Source organism: Pseudomonas sp. p1(2021b), assembly GCF_020151015.1.
GTDB lineage: Bacteria > Pseudomonadota > Gammaproteobacteria > Pseudomonadales > Pseudomonadaceae > Aquipseudomonas > Aquipseudomonas putida_K.
In genome coordinates, this window is record NZ_CP083746.1 from 1188474 (window position 1) to 1203759 (window position 15286).

A 15286-nucleotide genomic window follows, 5' to 3' on the forward strand; every position below is an offset into this window, starting at 1 on the left:
GCTGCGACTGGTTGCCGGGGCGGTGCCTGTATAAGGTAATAGGAATGGCGGTGGGCCGAATCGGCTGGCACGGCGGAGCGTTTTGCGCCGTGCCGGTGTCACAACGGCAGGTCGGGGCCCGGCGCCCCTTGGTCATCTGGACAGGAATCCTCCATGCGTTTTCTCAATCACCTGGCGGTCGCTTGCCTGGTCGTGGGCAGTGCCGTCGCACAGGCCGAAACCGTCTCCGGGCTCTACCAGGTCCGTGAGCCGATCGACGGGCAGGGCAGCGACGCCCGCGCCCAGGCCACCAGCAAGGCCCTGGACACCCTGGTACTGCGTCTGACCGGCGACCCCAAGGCGGCCCAGAGCCCAGGCCTTGCGGCATTGCGCAAAGATCCGCAGCAAATCATCAACCAGGTCGGCACCGAGGCGGGCCCTCCTGAGTCCCTGGTAGTGGAGTTCGACCCTGGCAGTACCGAGCGCGCCCTGCGCCAGGCCGGGCTGGCCCTGTGGGGCAGCAACCGGCCGTCGATCCTCGGTTGGTGGCTGAGCGACAGCGTCGAGGGCAGCAACCTGGTGGGGGACGGGCAGTCGGCCGCCGGCCCGTTGCGCCGTGCCGCCCAGCATCGCGGTCTGCCGCTGCGCTTGCCGCTGGGCGACCTGCAGGAACAGTTGGTGGCGAACGCCAAGCAACTAGAGGGCAGTGACCCGGCACCCTTGCGCGAAGCGTCCGAACGCTACAACGCCGATGCCATGCTGGCGGTGCATGCCCAGGAAGCAGACGGCAAGTGGCAGGGTAAATGGCAGCTGTGGCTGGGCGACCAGCGCGAGCAGGGGAGCGTCGAGGCCGCCGACCAGGCAGCCTTGGCCGATGCGGTGATGCTGGCGGTCAGCAGTCGCCTGGCCCCCCGCTACGTCACCCGCCCGGGGGCCAGCAGCCAGTTGCAGATCCAGGTGCAGGGCATGAACCTGCAGCGCTATGCCGAGCTCGGCCGCGTGCTCGAGCCTTACGGCCCACGCCTGCGCCAGGCCGAAGGCGATACCCTGACCTACAGCGTCACCGGCAACCGCGAACAACTGCGTGCCCAGTTGGGCCTGGCCAAGCTCCAGGAGCTGCCGCCCGAGCAGGCGCCTGCGCCGCTGCCCGATGCCGCTGCGGCGCCGCAGCCACCGGGCACGCCGCAGCCGGCCGCGCCCAAGCCGTTCGACGGCCTGCGCTTTCGCTGGTAGGGAGTACCACGCATGATCGATATGCGCCGTTGGGCGTGGCTGGGCATGGCGTTGCTGGTCGCCGTGCTCCTCTATTGCCTGCATAACATCCTGTCGCCGTTCCTGGTCGGCATCCTGCTTGCCTACCTTGCCGACCCGCTGGTCGACCGCCTGGAACGCCTGGGGCTGTCTCGGACCTGGGGCGTGGTGGTGGTGTTCAGTCTGTTCGCCCTGCTGTTCCTTGCCTTGCTGCTGGTGTTGGTGCCGATGTTGGCCAAGCAGTTGGTGCGCTTGTACGAACTGGCGCCGCAGATGCTCGATTGGCTGCAGCATGTGGCGCTGCCCTGGGTACAGGGCCGGCTGGGCCTGGCCGATGGCTTCTGGAAGTTCGACAAGATCAAGGCCGCTATTGGTGCGCACATGGGCCAGACCACCGATATTGTCGGCGTGGTGGTGTCCCAGGCCACGGCGTCGGGGCTGGCCTTGCTCGCCTGGCTGGCCAACCTGGTGCTGATCCCGGTGGTAGGGTTCTACCTGCTGCGCGATTGGGACGTGATGATGGCCAAGCTGCGCAGCCTGCTGCCTCGCCAGCGCGAAGCCCAGGTCATGGGCCTGGCAGGGGAGTGCCACGAGGTGCTGGGGGCCTTCGTTCGCGGCCAGTTGTTGGTGATGCTGGCGCTTGGCTTGATCTATGCCGGCGGCCTGATGCTGGTGGGCCTGGAGCTGGGGTTGCTGATCGGCCTGTTGGCCGGGCTTGCGGCCATCGTGCCGTACATGGGGTTCATCATCGGTATCGGCGCGGCATTGGTCGCGGGCCTGTTCCAGTTCGGCGGCGACCCCTACGCGATGCTCGGCATCGTCGCGGTGTTCATGGTCGGTCAGGCGCTCGAAGGCATGGTGCTGACGCCGCTGTTGGTAGGCGACCGTATCGGCCTGCACCCGGTTGCGGTGATCTTCGCGATCCTGGCCGGGGGCGAGTTGTTCGGCTTCACCGGCGTGCTACTGGCCTTACCGGTGGCGGCGGTGATCATGGTATTGCTGCGGCATGTGCATGACCTTTACAAGGAGTCGGACATGTACGCCGGGGATATCGACCCGAAGCTTTAGCCGGGTAGGGGCCGCGTCGCGGCCCTATTAGGCGCGCGCCTGCCGCGCGATCGAGGGCGAAGCCCTTGCCATGCAACCGGGCCGGCAAGGCCAAAGTGTCATGCAACCCATTGATTTTACTTGCCCTATTACCCTCACAGATTGTGCCGTCCGCGTTGCGGGTATAGACTTTGCACACTGTTCACCAAAGGCCCCCTGTGGTCCTCGCGACCGCCAGCCAGCATGAAACCGATCCAGTTGCCCCTGGGTGTGCGTCTGCGCGATGACGCCACCTTCATCAACTACTATCCGGGCGCCAATGCCGCGGCATTGGGTTACGTCGAACGGCTTTGCGAAGCCGACGCCGGCTGGACCGAGAGCCTCATCTATCTATGGGGCAAGCAGGGTGTTGGTCGCACGCACCTGCTCCAGGCCGCTACCCACCGTTTCCAGCAGCTGGGCGAGCCGGCTGTCTACCTGCCTCTGGCACAATTGCTCGACCGTGGCGTGACGTTGCTCGATTACCTGGAGCAATACGAACTGGTGTGTATCGACGATCTGCACGTGATCGCCGGCAAGGCCGATTGGGAAGAGGCCATGTTCCACCTGTTCAACCGCCTGCGCGACAGTGGTCGGCGCCTGCTGCTGGCAGCGTCCAGCTCACCGCGCGAGTTGCCGATCAAACTGCCCGACCTCAAGTCGCGCCTGACCCTGGCGTTGATCTTCCAGATGCGCGGCCTGTCCGACGAAGACAAGCTTCGTGCCTTGCAATTGCGGGCTTCGCGCCGCGGCCTGCACCTGACCGATGAAGTCGGTCATTTCATCCTCACCCGTGGCGCTCGCAGCATGAGTGCACTGTTCGATCTGCTCGAACGTCTCGACCAGGCTTCCCTCCAGGCGCAACGCAAGCTGACCATCCCGTTCCTCAAGGAAACCCTGGGTTGGTAGCACCCTGAAAACAGCGCCCCAGAGCCTGAAAACAGAAAAGTCACATTTTTTTCGATAAAATTTGCAAATGGCCATGATAGAGGGCATAGTTTCCCCCTTCTAAAGGATTACAGACACGGTCGTGCCCATGCTGACGCGCTTCGCACCCCTCGTGCCACTTGCACTCGTGACCCTGCTTTTTGGCTGCGCCTCCCAAGGCCCCGTTTCCCAGCCACAGGATCAACAATCGCTCGCCACCCATACCGCCGAGCTGATCAAGCCATCCGCCTCTTCCGTTTTCGGTGAAGAGCCGCTGGCCACTGAAGAAGACCTGGAAGCCTTTTCCAGCAACAGCAAGCCCTATGAGCTGCCGGCCTTGGCCGACAGTATCCTGGAGCGCGGCATGTCGCTGATCGGCACCCGTTACCGTTATGGCGGTACCTCGGAGAAGTCCGGTTTCGACTGCAGTGGTTTCATCGGCTACCTGTTCCGTGAGGAAGCAGGCGTGAAACTGCCGCGTTCGACCCGCGAGATGATCAACGTCGATGCGCCAAAAGTCGCTCGCAACAAGCTCAAGCCAGGTGACCTGCTGTTCTTCAGCACCAATGGCCGTGGCCGTGTGAGCCATGCCGGCATCTACCTGGGTGACAACCAGTTCATCCACTCCAGCAGCCGCCGCAGCGGCGGTGTGCGCATCGACAGCCTGGGCGATCGCTACTGGAGCAAGACCTTTATCGAGGCCAAGCGCGCCCTGGCCATGGCGCCGACCACGATCTCGCGCAACTGATATCAAAATGCTGTACCCTGCCGCGGCGGCGATGCTGAAAAGCTCGCCGCCGTGCGCATTTATAGAAAGCGTCTAATCTAATTCCTCAACTCTTTTGGCTTCGGCTGCGGCCGAACGGTTCCAGACAGGATGTTCTGACCATGGCGATGTTGGCGCGCTTCGCATTCCTTTCCCTGGCGGCATTGCTCGCGGCCTGCTCGAGCCGTGCCCCGGCACCTGCCCCGGTGGCCAAGCCGACGGTGACGTTCAACCAGCAACCGGCTTTTTCGCCTGTGGCGGAAGATGTGTTGTTCCGTGCCATCGGCTTGGTAGGCACGCCCTACCGCTGGGGTGGCAATACGCCGGACTCGGGGTTCGATTGCAGTGGGTTGATCGGCTATGTGTACCGAGATGCGGCGGGGATCAAGCTGCCGCGGTCGACGCGTGAAATGATCGTGATGCGGGCGCCTAATGTAGACATCAATGCGTTGCAGTCGGGTGACCTGGTGTTCTTCGCCACCGGTGGCGGCTCGCAGGTCAGCCATGCAGGGATCTACGTGGGTGAGGGGCGGTTCGTGCATGCACCCTCCAGCGGGGGGACGGTGCGGTTGGATTATCTATCCAACCGCTATTGGGCGCGGGCGTACCTGCAGGCCAAGCGAGTGTTGACGGCGGGGCATTTGGCGCAGAATCCTTGAGATCGTCAGTGACAGTGATGGTGAGCGCTCGGGCCAATCGCGGGACAAGCCCGCTCCCACAGAAGAAGGCGGCGCTAGCCACTTGTTCTCTGCGCGACAGCGCAGCCCAAAGGGCTGGGTGATCTCCACAGAGACCGCATAATTCTTGAGCTTGCGCCGTCCTTGTGGGAGCGGGCTTGCCCCGCGATAGGGCTAGAACAGCCAACCCATCAGCACGATTTTTCGCCGCTGTCGCCGCCACCGCGTTTGCTCTTTCCTGCGCGATAGCCCAGGCCCCACCACCAAAAACGAATACCTGCACGACCTAAAAGCCCAAGCCCAAGCCCTCAAGTCCCCCGACTCACCCGCCAAACCACATTCCCCACATCATCCGCCACCAAAACCCCGCCACGCCCATCATTGACCACGCCCACAGGCCTCCCCATCGCCTTCCCCTCACCATTCACAAACCCCGTCAGCACATCCACCGGCTTCCCGGCAGGCCTCCCCTCATCACTGAACGGCACGAAAATCACCTTGTACCCACTGTGCGGCTTGCGATTCCAAGACCCATGCTGCCCTACGAACGCCCCCTGTTCGAACGGTGCCGGTAACACCCCCGGCTGGGCGAACTCAAGCCCAAGCGATGCCGTGTGCGGCCCCACCGCATAATCCGGCACGATCGCCTGCGCCACTTTCGCCGGATCCTGCGGCTCGACCCGCAAATCCACATGTTGGCCGTAGTAGCTGTATGGCCAACCGTAGAACCCCCCATCCTTGACCGAGGTGATGTAGTCCGGCACCAGATCGCTACCGATCTCGTCACGCTCGTTGACGGCCGTCCACAGCACGCCTGTACGCGGCTCCCACGCCAACCCGTTGGGGTTGCGCAGGCCCGAGGCGAAGATCCGATGTTCGCCATTGGCTGGGTCCACCTCCCAGATCGCTGCCCGGCCCTGTTCCTTGTCCAGCCCGTTCTCGCCCACGTTGCTGTTGGAGCCGACCGTGACATACAGCTTCTTGCCGTCGCGACTGGCGATCACGTTCTTGGTCCAATGGTGATTCAGCGGCCCCCCAGGCAGGTCCACCACCGTGCGGCCTTCCTGGCGCAGTTGCATGGCGCCCGGCTCATAGTGAAAACGCAGCAGCCGGTCGGTATCGGCGACATACAGGTCCTTGCCCACCAATGCCATGCCGAACGGTGAGTTGAGCCCTTCGATGAAGGTCGTACGAATCTCCGCGACGCCATCGTGGTCGGCATCGCGCAGCAAGGTGATGCGATTGGCGCTGGGCACGCCTGCGCCGGCGCGCTCCATGACCTTGCGCATCACCCAGCCGCGAATCCCCTTGCCATCCTCGGGCTTGGCTGGGGCATTGGTTTCCGCCACCAGCACATCTCCGTTGGGCAACACATGCAGCCAGCGCGGGTGGTCGAGGTTGCTGGCGAAGGCAACCACCTGTGTACCGGTGGCCGACTTCGGCCTGGCGCCCTCCGGCCAGCCGGTGACCGGCGCGATATGGATGGTGGGGAGCAGCGTCTCTCGCGGCTCCGGCAGCTGCGGCGAAGGGCCGCTGCCGTCGCTGACGTCCAGGCGAGCGGACTCGCCGCAGGCACCGAGGCTGAAGATCAGGGCCAGTAGTATCGAAGTTCGCATCCTGTCCATGACCGGAGTCCTCATCGGAGTGTGTGAGAGTTGAGAGTCGGATGCGTTCGAGTAGGTTCATTCGCGGCGTGCAGACCTATCTACCACCGGGGCGACGGGGCATTGGCAACCATGGCAGGCCCTAGACCAGCCTGGACCTATCCTATGCTCGACCTCCAACACATAGTGCTGCACAACCTCAAGGTGCTCGGTACCGGGCGCGCGTTGACACAACTGACGGACGACTTCCTGGCGCATTTTCCCGACCCCTATCGGCTCGCCCAGCGTCACGCTAGGCAGATTTTGCGGCGCCACACCGGCAAGGACTGGGACCCGGATCTGGTCTGGTGGCACCAGTTCACCGATGCGGCCTCCAGCAGCCGGAGTTTCACCGGCTGGGCGCACAACCAGCGCCCGATCAAGTCCTTGCGTTTCACCGAGCTGATGATCGAGCGCTTCTCTGTAGGCTTCCAGGACGCCACGGACGAATTGGACCTTTACGGTGGCTTCTATTGCCAGGGGGCCTATGCGCAGCGGTTCGACGAACGTAACGAGGTCCCTATGCTGGCCCGGGAGGTTCAGAAGGATTTCTGGAAACTGGATTTCGCCCAGGTGGTACAGGACGAAGTGGAGGCGTTCTGGAGAACGCGTGCCGACGACTTCAGGGTACTGGCCAAGGTCAGCCTGTTGGCCCAGTGCAAGCAGGCCGAGCGGGACGGGAGGCTCACGGCGCAGGATGCCAGGCAGATTCGCGCCCTCGTCTCGAGTGTGCTCGCGTCCTCGGCGCCTATTCCGACGCTGGAGCTGCTGCGCACGGTGACGGAAGAAGGGGAAACCACGCTCAGTGTCTATCGCCCGAGTGTGGGCAGGGCTTGCCTGTATATCCTGCGCCCAGCCGATGGGCGCGTGTGGCTGTACATGCCGTATGACGAGCAGGCCTTGCGCGGGTTCGCCTCGGAGCTGGCCATGGCGCGCTGGTTGCGTAGCTGGGCGGCCACGACCGAAGGCATGCAGCGGCTCAGGAGCGCGGCGATCGCTGACGCGCACCTGGGCGATGGGCCTGAAGCGACTGAGGATGCCCTGCGCCAGCTGGCCGACAGCTCCAGCGATGCCGCGGCCTTGCAGTTGCTCCGGCAATCCAGCACAGCGGGCAGTCGCAAGCTGTTCACCCAGCTGCAGGAGGATGCCAGGAGCGACATGCGCCGCAACGCCGGGTTGATGGTCGATAACCAGCAATTGCGCAAGGCCATGCTCACCGGTTATCTGGCCGCCTTCATCAAGGTCAGCGCCTTGCTGGTGCCCTTGTCGCCCGGTATCAGCCTGGCATTGCTGGCGGCGTCGGTGACCAAGGTCTGGCTGGATGTGGATGCTGCAACCCATGCACGCAGCCGTACGGCACGGCAGGATGCCCTGCGCGGCGCCATCATCGATTCGATCTTCGCCGCGTTGAACATGATCGAGCTCGGCTTCGGTGCCAGCTATGCCACCCTGGCCTATCGCGCGGCATTTCATGAAACGGGCGTATCGCTGGCTGACTGGCAACCGCTTGCCGAGCCTCAAGGTTGGCTGCAAGACCAGCAAGCCAACGAAATCCTGTATGGCCTGCCACAAGGCCGCCAGATGTTGCGCGGCATCCACTTGGGCCCCAAGGGCGAGAGTTGGATCGAACTGCAAGGCCTGCCGTATCGCGTGCGCTACAGCACCGAGCTGAACACTTGGCTCATCGTGCCCCCCGACAACCCCTTCGCCTTCGCGCCGATACGCCCCGTGCGTCTGAATGAAGCGGGCGAATGGGAGTTGCTGGGCCCGCCGCGCCTCGCGGGAGGCGCGCCAGGGGATGGGCTTGCCCAGCAGTCGTCGGCCTTTTGGGATGAGTACATGCTCACCGATGAGCAGCGCAGCGAGTTTCTGTCCGACACCGCCATGGCCCGCCAGGAAAGCCTGTTCGAGCAGCTCGACATCCCCGAGCTGGCGAGCGATGCCGAGCCGTTGGTGGACGATGAAGGGTTCGACTATATCGACCACCATGGCGCCTCCACCTACACCTACAAGCATGATGGCCGCTTCAAGAATCACCTGATCGATACCTACACCATGGATGACTCCATCAATGATTACCTGCGTCAGGGGGTGCGCAACTTCAGCTATGGAGACGAAGCCAGCTATCTCGACAAACTGGCCGACTCCCTGGAGCGACTGCCTGCCGATGCCGAGGTTCCGTTGTATCGAGGGGGGTGCGGCGAGCGCGGTACCAGTGGCGTGCACTTTCGCAGCGGGCGTTTCAGCGAAGGGGATATTCTGGTCAACACCGACCTGACGTCCTTTACCGAAAACCCCTACATCATTCGTAAGTTCTCGGCCGATCCGGACAAGCTTTCGAGTCGCGGCCTGGAGGGCGTTTTCGACGACACCTCTGTAGTGTTCGAACTGCCAGCCGGTCGCTACCGCAGCGGCAGGCAGATCGCGCCGCTCTCTGCCCATGGCTATGAAGTCGAGACGCTGTTCCTGCCGGGAACGTATTTCCAGATCGACGAAGTCTCTGAAATCGTCGGTGTCGACTATCGGTTCGTCAAGGTCAGACTCAGGCAGGTAAGCAAGCCTCAAGGCGGCCCGGTATACGACCTGCGTAGCGGTGACCCGTTCGACAGAGGCGCCTATCTCGAACGGCTGGGAGCGCCACATCTGGTAGAGCGTTTCTTCGGGCCATGATTGGGGTATCGGGGCCTCGCTTCATTTGACGCTCCCGATCCAACCCTCTAACCTTCGCGACGTGTTTCAGGTGCCCTGCCAGCCAACGCTGGGCAGGGTGAAACTGGGAAGCCGGTGGGCGCCAGCGAAGGCGCGATCCCGGCGCTGCCCCCGCAACGGTAGGTGAGTCAAAGGCCGCGCAGGGCCACTGGGGACATGCCCCGGGAAGGCGCGCGGTACAGGGGCCCAAGGCCTCGCTCACGAGCCCGGAGACCGGCCTGTCACTGCCAACGGCATCACGGAGGGTGATGCGCGGTGCACCGTGGCGCGTCTGCCACGGCTCCTGCGCGTTCTCCGGCTGCCTGCCTATCGACCTGTCGTCGCCCGTGCGCGGTGACAGCCTGCGGAGAACCCTGATGAGCGATTCCACCGAGCGCGACGAACGTCACCTGGCGCGCATGCAGCGCAAGAAGGCGATCATCGACGAACGTATCGCCAATGCCCCCAACGAATGTGGCCTGCTGCTGGTGCTCACCGGCAACGGCAAGGGCAAGAGCAGCTCGGCCTTCGGCATGCTCGCCCGCGCATTGGGCCACGGCATGCAGTGTGGCGTGGTGCAGTTCATCAAAGGGCGCAACAGCACCGGCGAAGAGCTGTTCTTCCGCCGCTTCCCCGAACAGGTGCGCTACCACGTGATGGGCGAGGGCTTTACCTGGGAAACCCAGGATCGCCAGCGCGACATCGCCGCCGCCGAAGCCGCCTGGGCGGTTTCGCGCCAGATGCTGCAGGACCCTTCGCTGCAGTTCGTGGTGCTCGATGAACTGAACATCGCCCTCAAGCACGGTTATCTTGACCTCGACCAGGTACTGGCCGATATCCAGGCGCGCCCGCCGATGCAACACGTGATCGTCACCGGCCGTGCCGCCAAGCCGGAGATGATCGAGCTGGCCGACACCGTCACCGAAATGGGCATGGTCAAGCATGCCTTCCAGGCCGGAATCCGCGCCCAGAAGGGCGTGGAGCTATGAACCAGGTCCGGCACTGCCCGGCGGTGCTGATCGCGGCACCCGCGTCAGGCCAAGGCAAGACCACGGTCACCGCCGCCCTGGCGCGCCTGCACCGCAACCTGGGCCGCAAGGTCCGGGTCTTCAAGTGCGGGCCGGACTTCCTCGACCCGATGATCCTCGAACGCGCCAGCGGCGCACCGGTGTACCAGCTCGACCTGTGGATGATCGGCGCCGAGGAAAGCCGGCGCCTGCTCTGGGAGGCGGCGGGCGAGGCCGACTTGATCCTGATCGAAGGGGTCATGGGGCTGTTCGATGGCACCCCGTCGAGCGCTGACCTGGCACGTCATTTCGGCGTGCCGGTGCTGGCGGTGATCGATGGCACCGCCATGGCCCAGACCTTCGGCGCCCTGGCCCTGGGCCTGGCGCGCTACCAGCCCGACCTGCCCTTTGCCGGGGTGCTGGCCAACCGGGTCGGCAGCCTGCGCCACGCACAATTGCTCGAAGGCAGCCTGACCGAGGGCCTACGTTGGTACGGCGGTTTATCCCGCGAGCGCGGCATCGAGCTGCCCAGCCGCCACCTGGGGCTGGTCCAGGCCAGCGAACTCAACGACCTGGACATGCGCCTGGATGCTGCCGCCGATGCCCTGGGTGCCAGCTGTGACGCCGCCTTGCCGCCACCGGTGGCGTTCGACGCACCTGTGCCTGCGGCCAGCGCCGCGACCTTGGCCGGCGTGCGTATCGGCGTCGCCCGGGACGAAGCCTTCGCCTTCACCTATGGGGCCAACCTCGACCTGCTGCGCCGGTTGGGGGCGCAACTGCTGTTCTTCTCACCGGTACATGACCTTGAGCTGCCGCCGGTCGACAGCCTCTACCTGCCCGGCGGCTACCCGGAGTTGCACCACCGCGCCCTGGCCGGCAACGCGCCGATGCTGGAGGCGATCCGCGCCCACCACGCCCAGGGCAAACCCTTGTTGGCCGAATGCGGCGGCATGCTCTACCTGCTCGACGCCCTGACCGACGTGGCCGGCGAGCGGGCTGAGCTGCTCGGCCTGCTGCCGGGCGAGGCGGTGATGCAAAAGCGCCTGGCAGCCCTGGCCCTGCAAGCGGTGGAACTGCCCGAAGGCACCTTGCGTGGCCATACCTACCATCATTCGCTGACCACGACCACGCTCGAGCCGATCGCCCGTGGGCAAAGCCCCAACGGTGGGCGTGGCAACGAGGCGGTGTATCGCATCGGCCGCCTGACTGCGTCCTACGTGCACTTCTATTTCCCCTCCAACCCCGACGCGGCGGCGGCGCTGCTGCGACCATGAGCGAGCACGCCTTCTCCGATGCCGAGCGCGCTGCGGTCTACCGCGCCATCGGCGAGCGCCGCGACATGCGCCATTTCGCTGGCGGCGAGGTGGCGCCGGAGCTGCTCGCCCGCCTGCTGGCTGCAGCCCACCAGGCCCCCAGCGTCGGCCTGATGCAGCCGTGGCGTTTCATCCGCATCAGCGAACGCACGTTGCGTGAGCGTATCCAGGCGCTGGTGGAACAGGAGCGCGAGCGTACCGCCCAAGCCTTGGGCCAGCGCTCCGATGAATTCATGAAGCTCAAAGTCGAAGGCATCCAGGACTGTGCCGAAGTGCTGGTGGCCGCGCTGATGGATCACCGCGAAGCCCACATCTTCGGCCGGCGGACCTTGCCGGAAATGGACCTGGCGTCCCTGGCCTGCGCCATCCAGAACCTGTGGCTGGCGGCCCGCGCGGAAGGCCTGGGCATGGGTTGGGTGTCGTTGTTCGACCCCCAGGCCCTGGGCGAGCTGCTGGGCATGCCGGCGGGGGCCAAGCCGGTAGCGGTGCTATGCCTGGGCCCGGTGGTGGAGTTCTACCCGGCACCGATGCTGGTGCTGGAGCAATGGGCGCAGGAGCGGCCCTTGAGTGAAATGCTCTTCGAGAACCAATGGGGAGAACGGCGATGAGCGTGGCCTTGCTGACCGTGGCCGGGGTGGCCCTGGATGCCTTGCTGGGCGAGCCCAGGCGGTGGCACCCCCTGGTGGCCTTCGGCAACTTCGCCTCGCGCCTGGAACAGCGCCTCAATGCGGGCGGGCGGGGCTGGCGCAGCCATGGCGTCAGCGCCTGGTTCCTGGCTGTGGTGCCGCTGACGTTGCTGGTGCTGATCCTCTCCTGGCTGCCGGGTATCGGCTGGCTGGTGGAGGTGCTGGCGCTGTATTGTGCCCTGGGCCTGCGCAGCCTGGGCGAGCATGTGCTGCCTGTAGCCGAGGCCTTGCGCCGCGGTGACCTGGGCGAGGCACGCCGGCGCGTGGGTTACCTGGTCAGCCGCGAAACCCGCGAGCTGGACGAGCCCGCCGTGGCGCGCGCGGCCACCGAATCGGTGCTGGAAAACGGCAGCGACGCGGTGTTCGCCGCCCTGTTCTGGTTCGTCGTAGCCGGCGCTCCCGGGGTGGTGCTGTACCGCCTGAGCAATACCCTCGATGCCATGTGGGGCTATCGTAACGAACGGTTCGAGCGCTTCGGCTGGGCTGCGGCGCGTATCGACGATGGGCTCAATTATCTGCCTGCCCGATTGGTGGCACTGACCTACGCGCTGCTGGGCAAGACCCGCCTGGCCTTGGCCTGCTGGCGCAACCAGGCACCGCTGTGGGACAGCCCCAATGCAGGCCCGGTGATGGCCGCCGGTGCCGGCGCCTTGGGCGTAGCGCTGGGTGGCCCGGCGGTGTACCACGGCGAGCTGCACGAGCGCCCGCGCCTGGGCGAGGGGCCCATGGCCGATGCCGACGCCATCGAGCGTGGCTGGCGCCTGGTCCAGCGGGGTGTGTGGCTATGGCTGTTGCTGATCTGCCTGGGAGCCTACTGGAATGCTTGAACACGGTGGTCGCCTGCTGCGTGCAGTGCGCCGATACGGCATCGCCCGTGAACATTGGCTCGACCTGTCCAGCGGTATCGCGCCCTGGCCCTATGCGATACCACCGATTCCGCTGGACGCCTGGGCGCGCCTGCCGGAGACCGACGACGGCCTGGAGCAGGCCGCACGCGGCTATTACGGCGCGGCCGAACTGTTGCCGGTCGCCGGCTCCCAGGCCGCGATCCAGGCCTTGCCCTGCCTGCGCCCGGTAGGGCGGGTCGGTGTGCTCTGGCCGTGCTACGCCGAGCATCCCCATGCCTGGCGACGGGCAGGGCACTCATTGCTCGAACTGGACGAAGAGCAGGTCGAGCAGACGCTCGACCGCCTGGATGTGCTGGTGTTGGTCAACCCCAACAACCCCACAGGGCGGCGCATCGAGCGCGAGCGCCTGCTCGACTGGCATGCCCGCCTGGCGCAGCGTGGCGGCTGGCTGGTGGTCGACGAAGCCTTCATGGACAACACGCCCGCCCACAGCGTGGTCGGGTGCGCCACACGCCCCGGGCTGGTCGTACTGCGCTCGTTCGGCAAGTTCTTCGGCCTGGCCGGCGTGCGCCTGGGCTTCGTGATGGCTGAGCAGGCCCTGTTGCTGCGCCTGGCCGAGCTACTCGGGCCCTGGACCATCAGCGGGCCTACCCGGGTGCTGGGGCAGGCCTGTTTCAGCGATGGCGCGGCCCACGCCCTGCAGATCGCCCGCTGCGCACAGGCCAGCCAGCGCCTGGCTGCACTGCTGGCCGACGCGGGCCTTGTGCCCGTGGGCGGCTGCGATCTGTTCCAGTACGTGCGCACCGAGCGGGCCGCGCACCTGCAGGATTTTCTCGCCCGCCGCGGCATCCTCGTGCGCCTGTTCGAGCAGCCAGCGGCCGTGCGCCTGGGCCTGCCTGCCAACGCTGCAGATGAGCAGCGCCTGCGCCAGGCCCTGGCCGACTACCAGAAGGAATCGGCATGACCACGCTCATGGTGCAAGGCACCACCTCCGATGCCGGCAAGAGTACGCTGGTCACCGCCCTGTGCCGCTGGCTGTTGCGCCAGGGCATCGGCGTGGTGCCGTTCAAGCCGCAGAACATGGCGCTCAACAGCGCGGTGACCGCCGACGGCGGCGAGATAGGCCGCGCCCAGGCGGTGCAGGCCCAGGCCTGCCGGCTGGCGCCGCACACCGACATGAACCCGGTGCTGCTCAAGCCCAACAGCGACACCGGGGCCCAGGTGATCGTCCATGGCCGTGCAGTGACCTGCATGAATGCAGTGGCCTACCACGATTACAAAGCCATCGCCATGCAGGCCGTGCTGGCCTCCCACCAGCGCCTGAGCGCCGCCTACCCGGTGGTGATGGTCGAGGGCGCGGGCTCGCCGGCGGAGATCAACCTGCGCGCCGGCGATATCGCCAACATGGGCTTCGCCGAGGCGGTGGACTGCCCGGTGATCCTGGTGGCCGACATCAACCGCGGTGGGGTCTTCGCCCACCTGGTCGGCACCCTCGAACTGCTGTCGCCGAGCGAGCAGGCCAGGGTGAAGGGCTTCGTCATCAACCGTTTCCGCGGCGACATCGCCTTGCTGCAACCAGGCCTGGACTGGCTGGAGCAACGCACCGGCAAACCCGTGCTGGGGGTGCTGCCCTACATCACCGACCTGCACTTGGAAGCCGAGGACGCCATCGATGTGCGCCAGTCCACCCAGCAAGGGCGCCTGCTCAAGGTGATCGTGCCGGTGCTGCCGCGCATCAGCAACCACACGGACTTCGACCCGTTGCGCCTGCACCCGCAGGTCGATCTGCAGTTCATCGGCCCCGGCCAGCCGATTCCGCCGGCCGACCTGATCATCCTGCCGGGCTCCAAGAGCGTGCGCGGCGACCTGGCGCAACTGCGCGAACGTGGCTGGGACGCCGCCATCGCCCGTCACCTGCGCTACGGCGGCAAGCTGATCGGCATCTGCGGTGGCCTGCAGATGCTCGGCCAGCAGGTGCACGACCCGCTCGGCCTGGAAGGCGCCGCCGGCTCCAGCCCAGGGCTGGGGCTGCTGGACTACGTCACCGTGCTGGAGGCCGAGAAGCAGTTGCGTAACGTCTGCGGCACCTTGGGCCTGGAGCGGGCCACGGTCAGTGGCTATGAGATCCACGCCGGCGTCACCCGTGGCCCGGCGCTGGAATGCCCGGCGGTTCAGCTGAGCGATGGCCGCTGCGATGGCGCAATCAGTGCCGACGGCCAGATCCTCGCCACCTACTTGCATGGCCTGTTCGAAGGCAGCCATTCCTGCGCCGCGCTGCTGCGCTGGGCCGGGTTGGAAGACGCCCAGGCCATCGACTACGAAGCCCTGCGCGAGCGGGATATCGAACGCCTGGCCGACTTGGTGGAACGCCATCTGGACACCACGCGCCTGCGCGAACTGTGTGGAGTCGCCTGA

At 65.7% G+C, this 15286-nt stretch carries 13 protein-coding genes and 1 riboswitch; of the genes, 12 read left to right on the top strand and 1 reads right to left on the bottom strand.

Annotation, left to right across the window (positions count from 1 at the left end; translation table 11 throughout):
- Positions 1-153: 153 nt before the first annotated feature.
- The 5 genes from K8374_RS05575 to K8374_RS05595 all read left to right on the top strand — a co-directional run bounded on the left by K8374_RS05575 (position 154) and on the right by K8374_RS05595 (position 4668).
- Complete coding sequence (locus K8374_RS05575) at positions 154-1212, top strand: DUF2066 domain-containing protein (protein ID WP_224458226.1); 1059 nt, start codon at positions 154-156, stop codon at positions 1210-1212.
- A 12-nt stretch (positions 1213-1224) separates the two neighbouring features.
- Positions 1225-2298: an AI-2E family transporter gene (locus K8374_RS05580; protein ID WP_224458227.1), complete on the top strand. Its 1074-nt coding sequence runs from the start codon at positions 1225-1227 to the stop codon at positions 2296-2298.
- A gap of 222 nt (positions 2299-2520) precedes the next feature.
- Complete coding sequence (gene hda / locus K8374_RS05585; RefSeq protein WP_084858700.1) at positions 2521-3225, top strand: DnaA regulatory inactivator Hda; 705 nt, start codon at positions 2521-2523, stop codon at positions 3223-3225.
- A gap of 127 nt (positions 3226-3352) precedes the next feature.
- Positions 3353-3991 (top strand): C40 family peptidase, encoded by a 639-nt coding sequence (locus K8374_RS05590; RefSeq protein WP_224458228.1) that lies wholly within the window; start codon positions 3353-3355, stop codon positions 3989-3991.
- 140 nt (positions 3992-4131) lie between these two features.
- Positions 4132-4668 carry a C40 family peptidase gene (locus K8374_RS05595; RefSeq protein ID WP_224458229.1) on the top strand — a complete coding sequence of 179 codons (537 nt, stop codon included), beginning with the start codon at positions 4132-4134 and terminating at the stop codon, positions 4666-4668.
- 326 nt (positions 4669-4994) lie between these two features.
- Here K8374_RS05595 and K8374_RS05600 read toward each other — a convergent pair whose 3' ends face one another.
- Positions 4995-6311 carry a PQQ-dependent sugar dehydrogenase gene (locus tag K8374_RS05600; protein WP_224458230.1) on the bottom strand — a complete coding sequence of 439 codons (1317 nt, stop codon included), beginning with the start codon at positions 6309-6311 and terminating at the stop codon, positions 4995-4997.
- Between the two features lie 144 nt (positions 6312-6455).
- Between K8374_RS05600 and K8374_RS05605 the strand changes: the two genes are divergently transcribed.
- From K8374_RS05605 to K8374_RS05635, 7 genes are all read left to right on the top strand, one after another.
- Entirely contained in the window at positions 6456-8999 is a 2544-nt protein-coding gene (locus K8374_RS05605) for an ADP-ribosyltransferase (RefSeq protein WP_224458231.1), read from the top strand.
- Positions 9000-9050: 51 nt separating this feature from the next.
- A riboswitch (cobalamin riboswitch) is annotated at positions 9051-9275 on the top strand.
- A 119-nt stretch (positions 9276-9394) separates the two neighbouring features.
- A complete protein-coding gene (gene cobO / locus K8374_RS05610) occupies positions 9395-10006 on the top strand; it encodes a cob(I)yrinic acid a,c-diamide adenosyltransferase (protein ID WP_224458232.1) in 612 nt (203 codons plus the stop codon).
- Positions 10003-11298, top strand: a complete 1296-nt coding sequence (locus tag K8374_RS05615; RefSeq protein WP_224458233.1) for a cobyrinate a,c-diamide synthase — start codon at positions 10003-10005, stop codon at positions 11296-11298. The genes cobO and K8374_RS05615 overlap by 4 nt, the downstream gene beginning before the upstream one ends.
- Entirely contained in the window at positions 11295-11945 is a 651-nt protein-coding gene (gene bluB, locus K8374_RS05620; protein ID WP_224458234.1) for a 5,6-dimethylbenzimidazole synthase, read from the top strand. Before K8374_RS05615 ends, bluB begins: the two co-directional genes overlap by 4 nt.
- Positions 11942-12850: an adenosylcobinamide-phosphate synthase CbiB gene (cbiB, locus tag K8374_RS05625; RefSeq protein ID WP_224458235.1), complete on the top strand. Its 909-nt coding sequence runs from the start codon at positions 11942-11944 to the stop codon at positions 12848-12850. Before bluB ends, cbiB begins: the two co-directional genes overlap by 4 nt.
- On the top strand, positions 12843-13835 hold the full coding sequence (cobD, locus tag K8374_RS05630; RefSeq protein ID WP_224458236.1) for a threonine-phosphate decarboxylase CobD: 993 nt from the start codon (positions 12843-12845) through the stop codon (positions 13833-13835). The genes cbiB and cobD overlap by 8 nt, the downstream gene beginning before the upstream one ends.
- The gene (locus K8374_RS05635; protein ID WP_224458237.1) at positions 13832-15286 is read left to right on the top strand and encodes a cobyric acid synthase; all 1455 of its coding nucleotides are present in this window, start codon (positions 13832-13834) and stop codon (positions 15284-15286) included. The genes cobD and K8374_RS05635 overlap by 4 nt, the downstream gene beginning before the upstream one ends.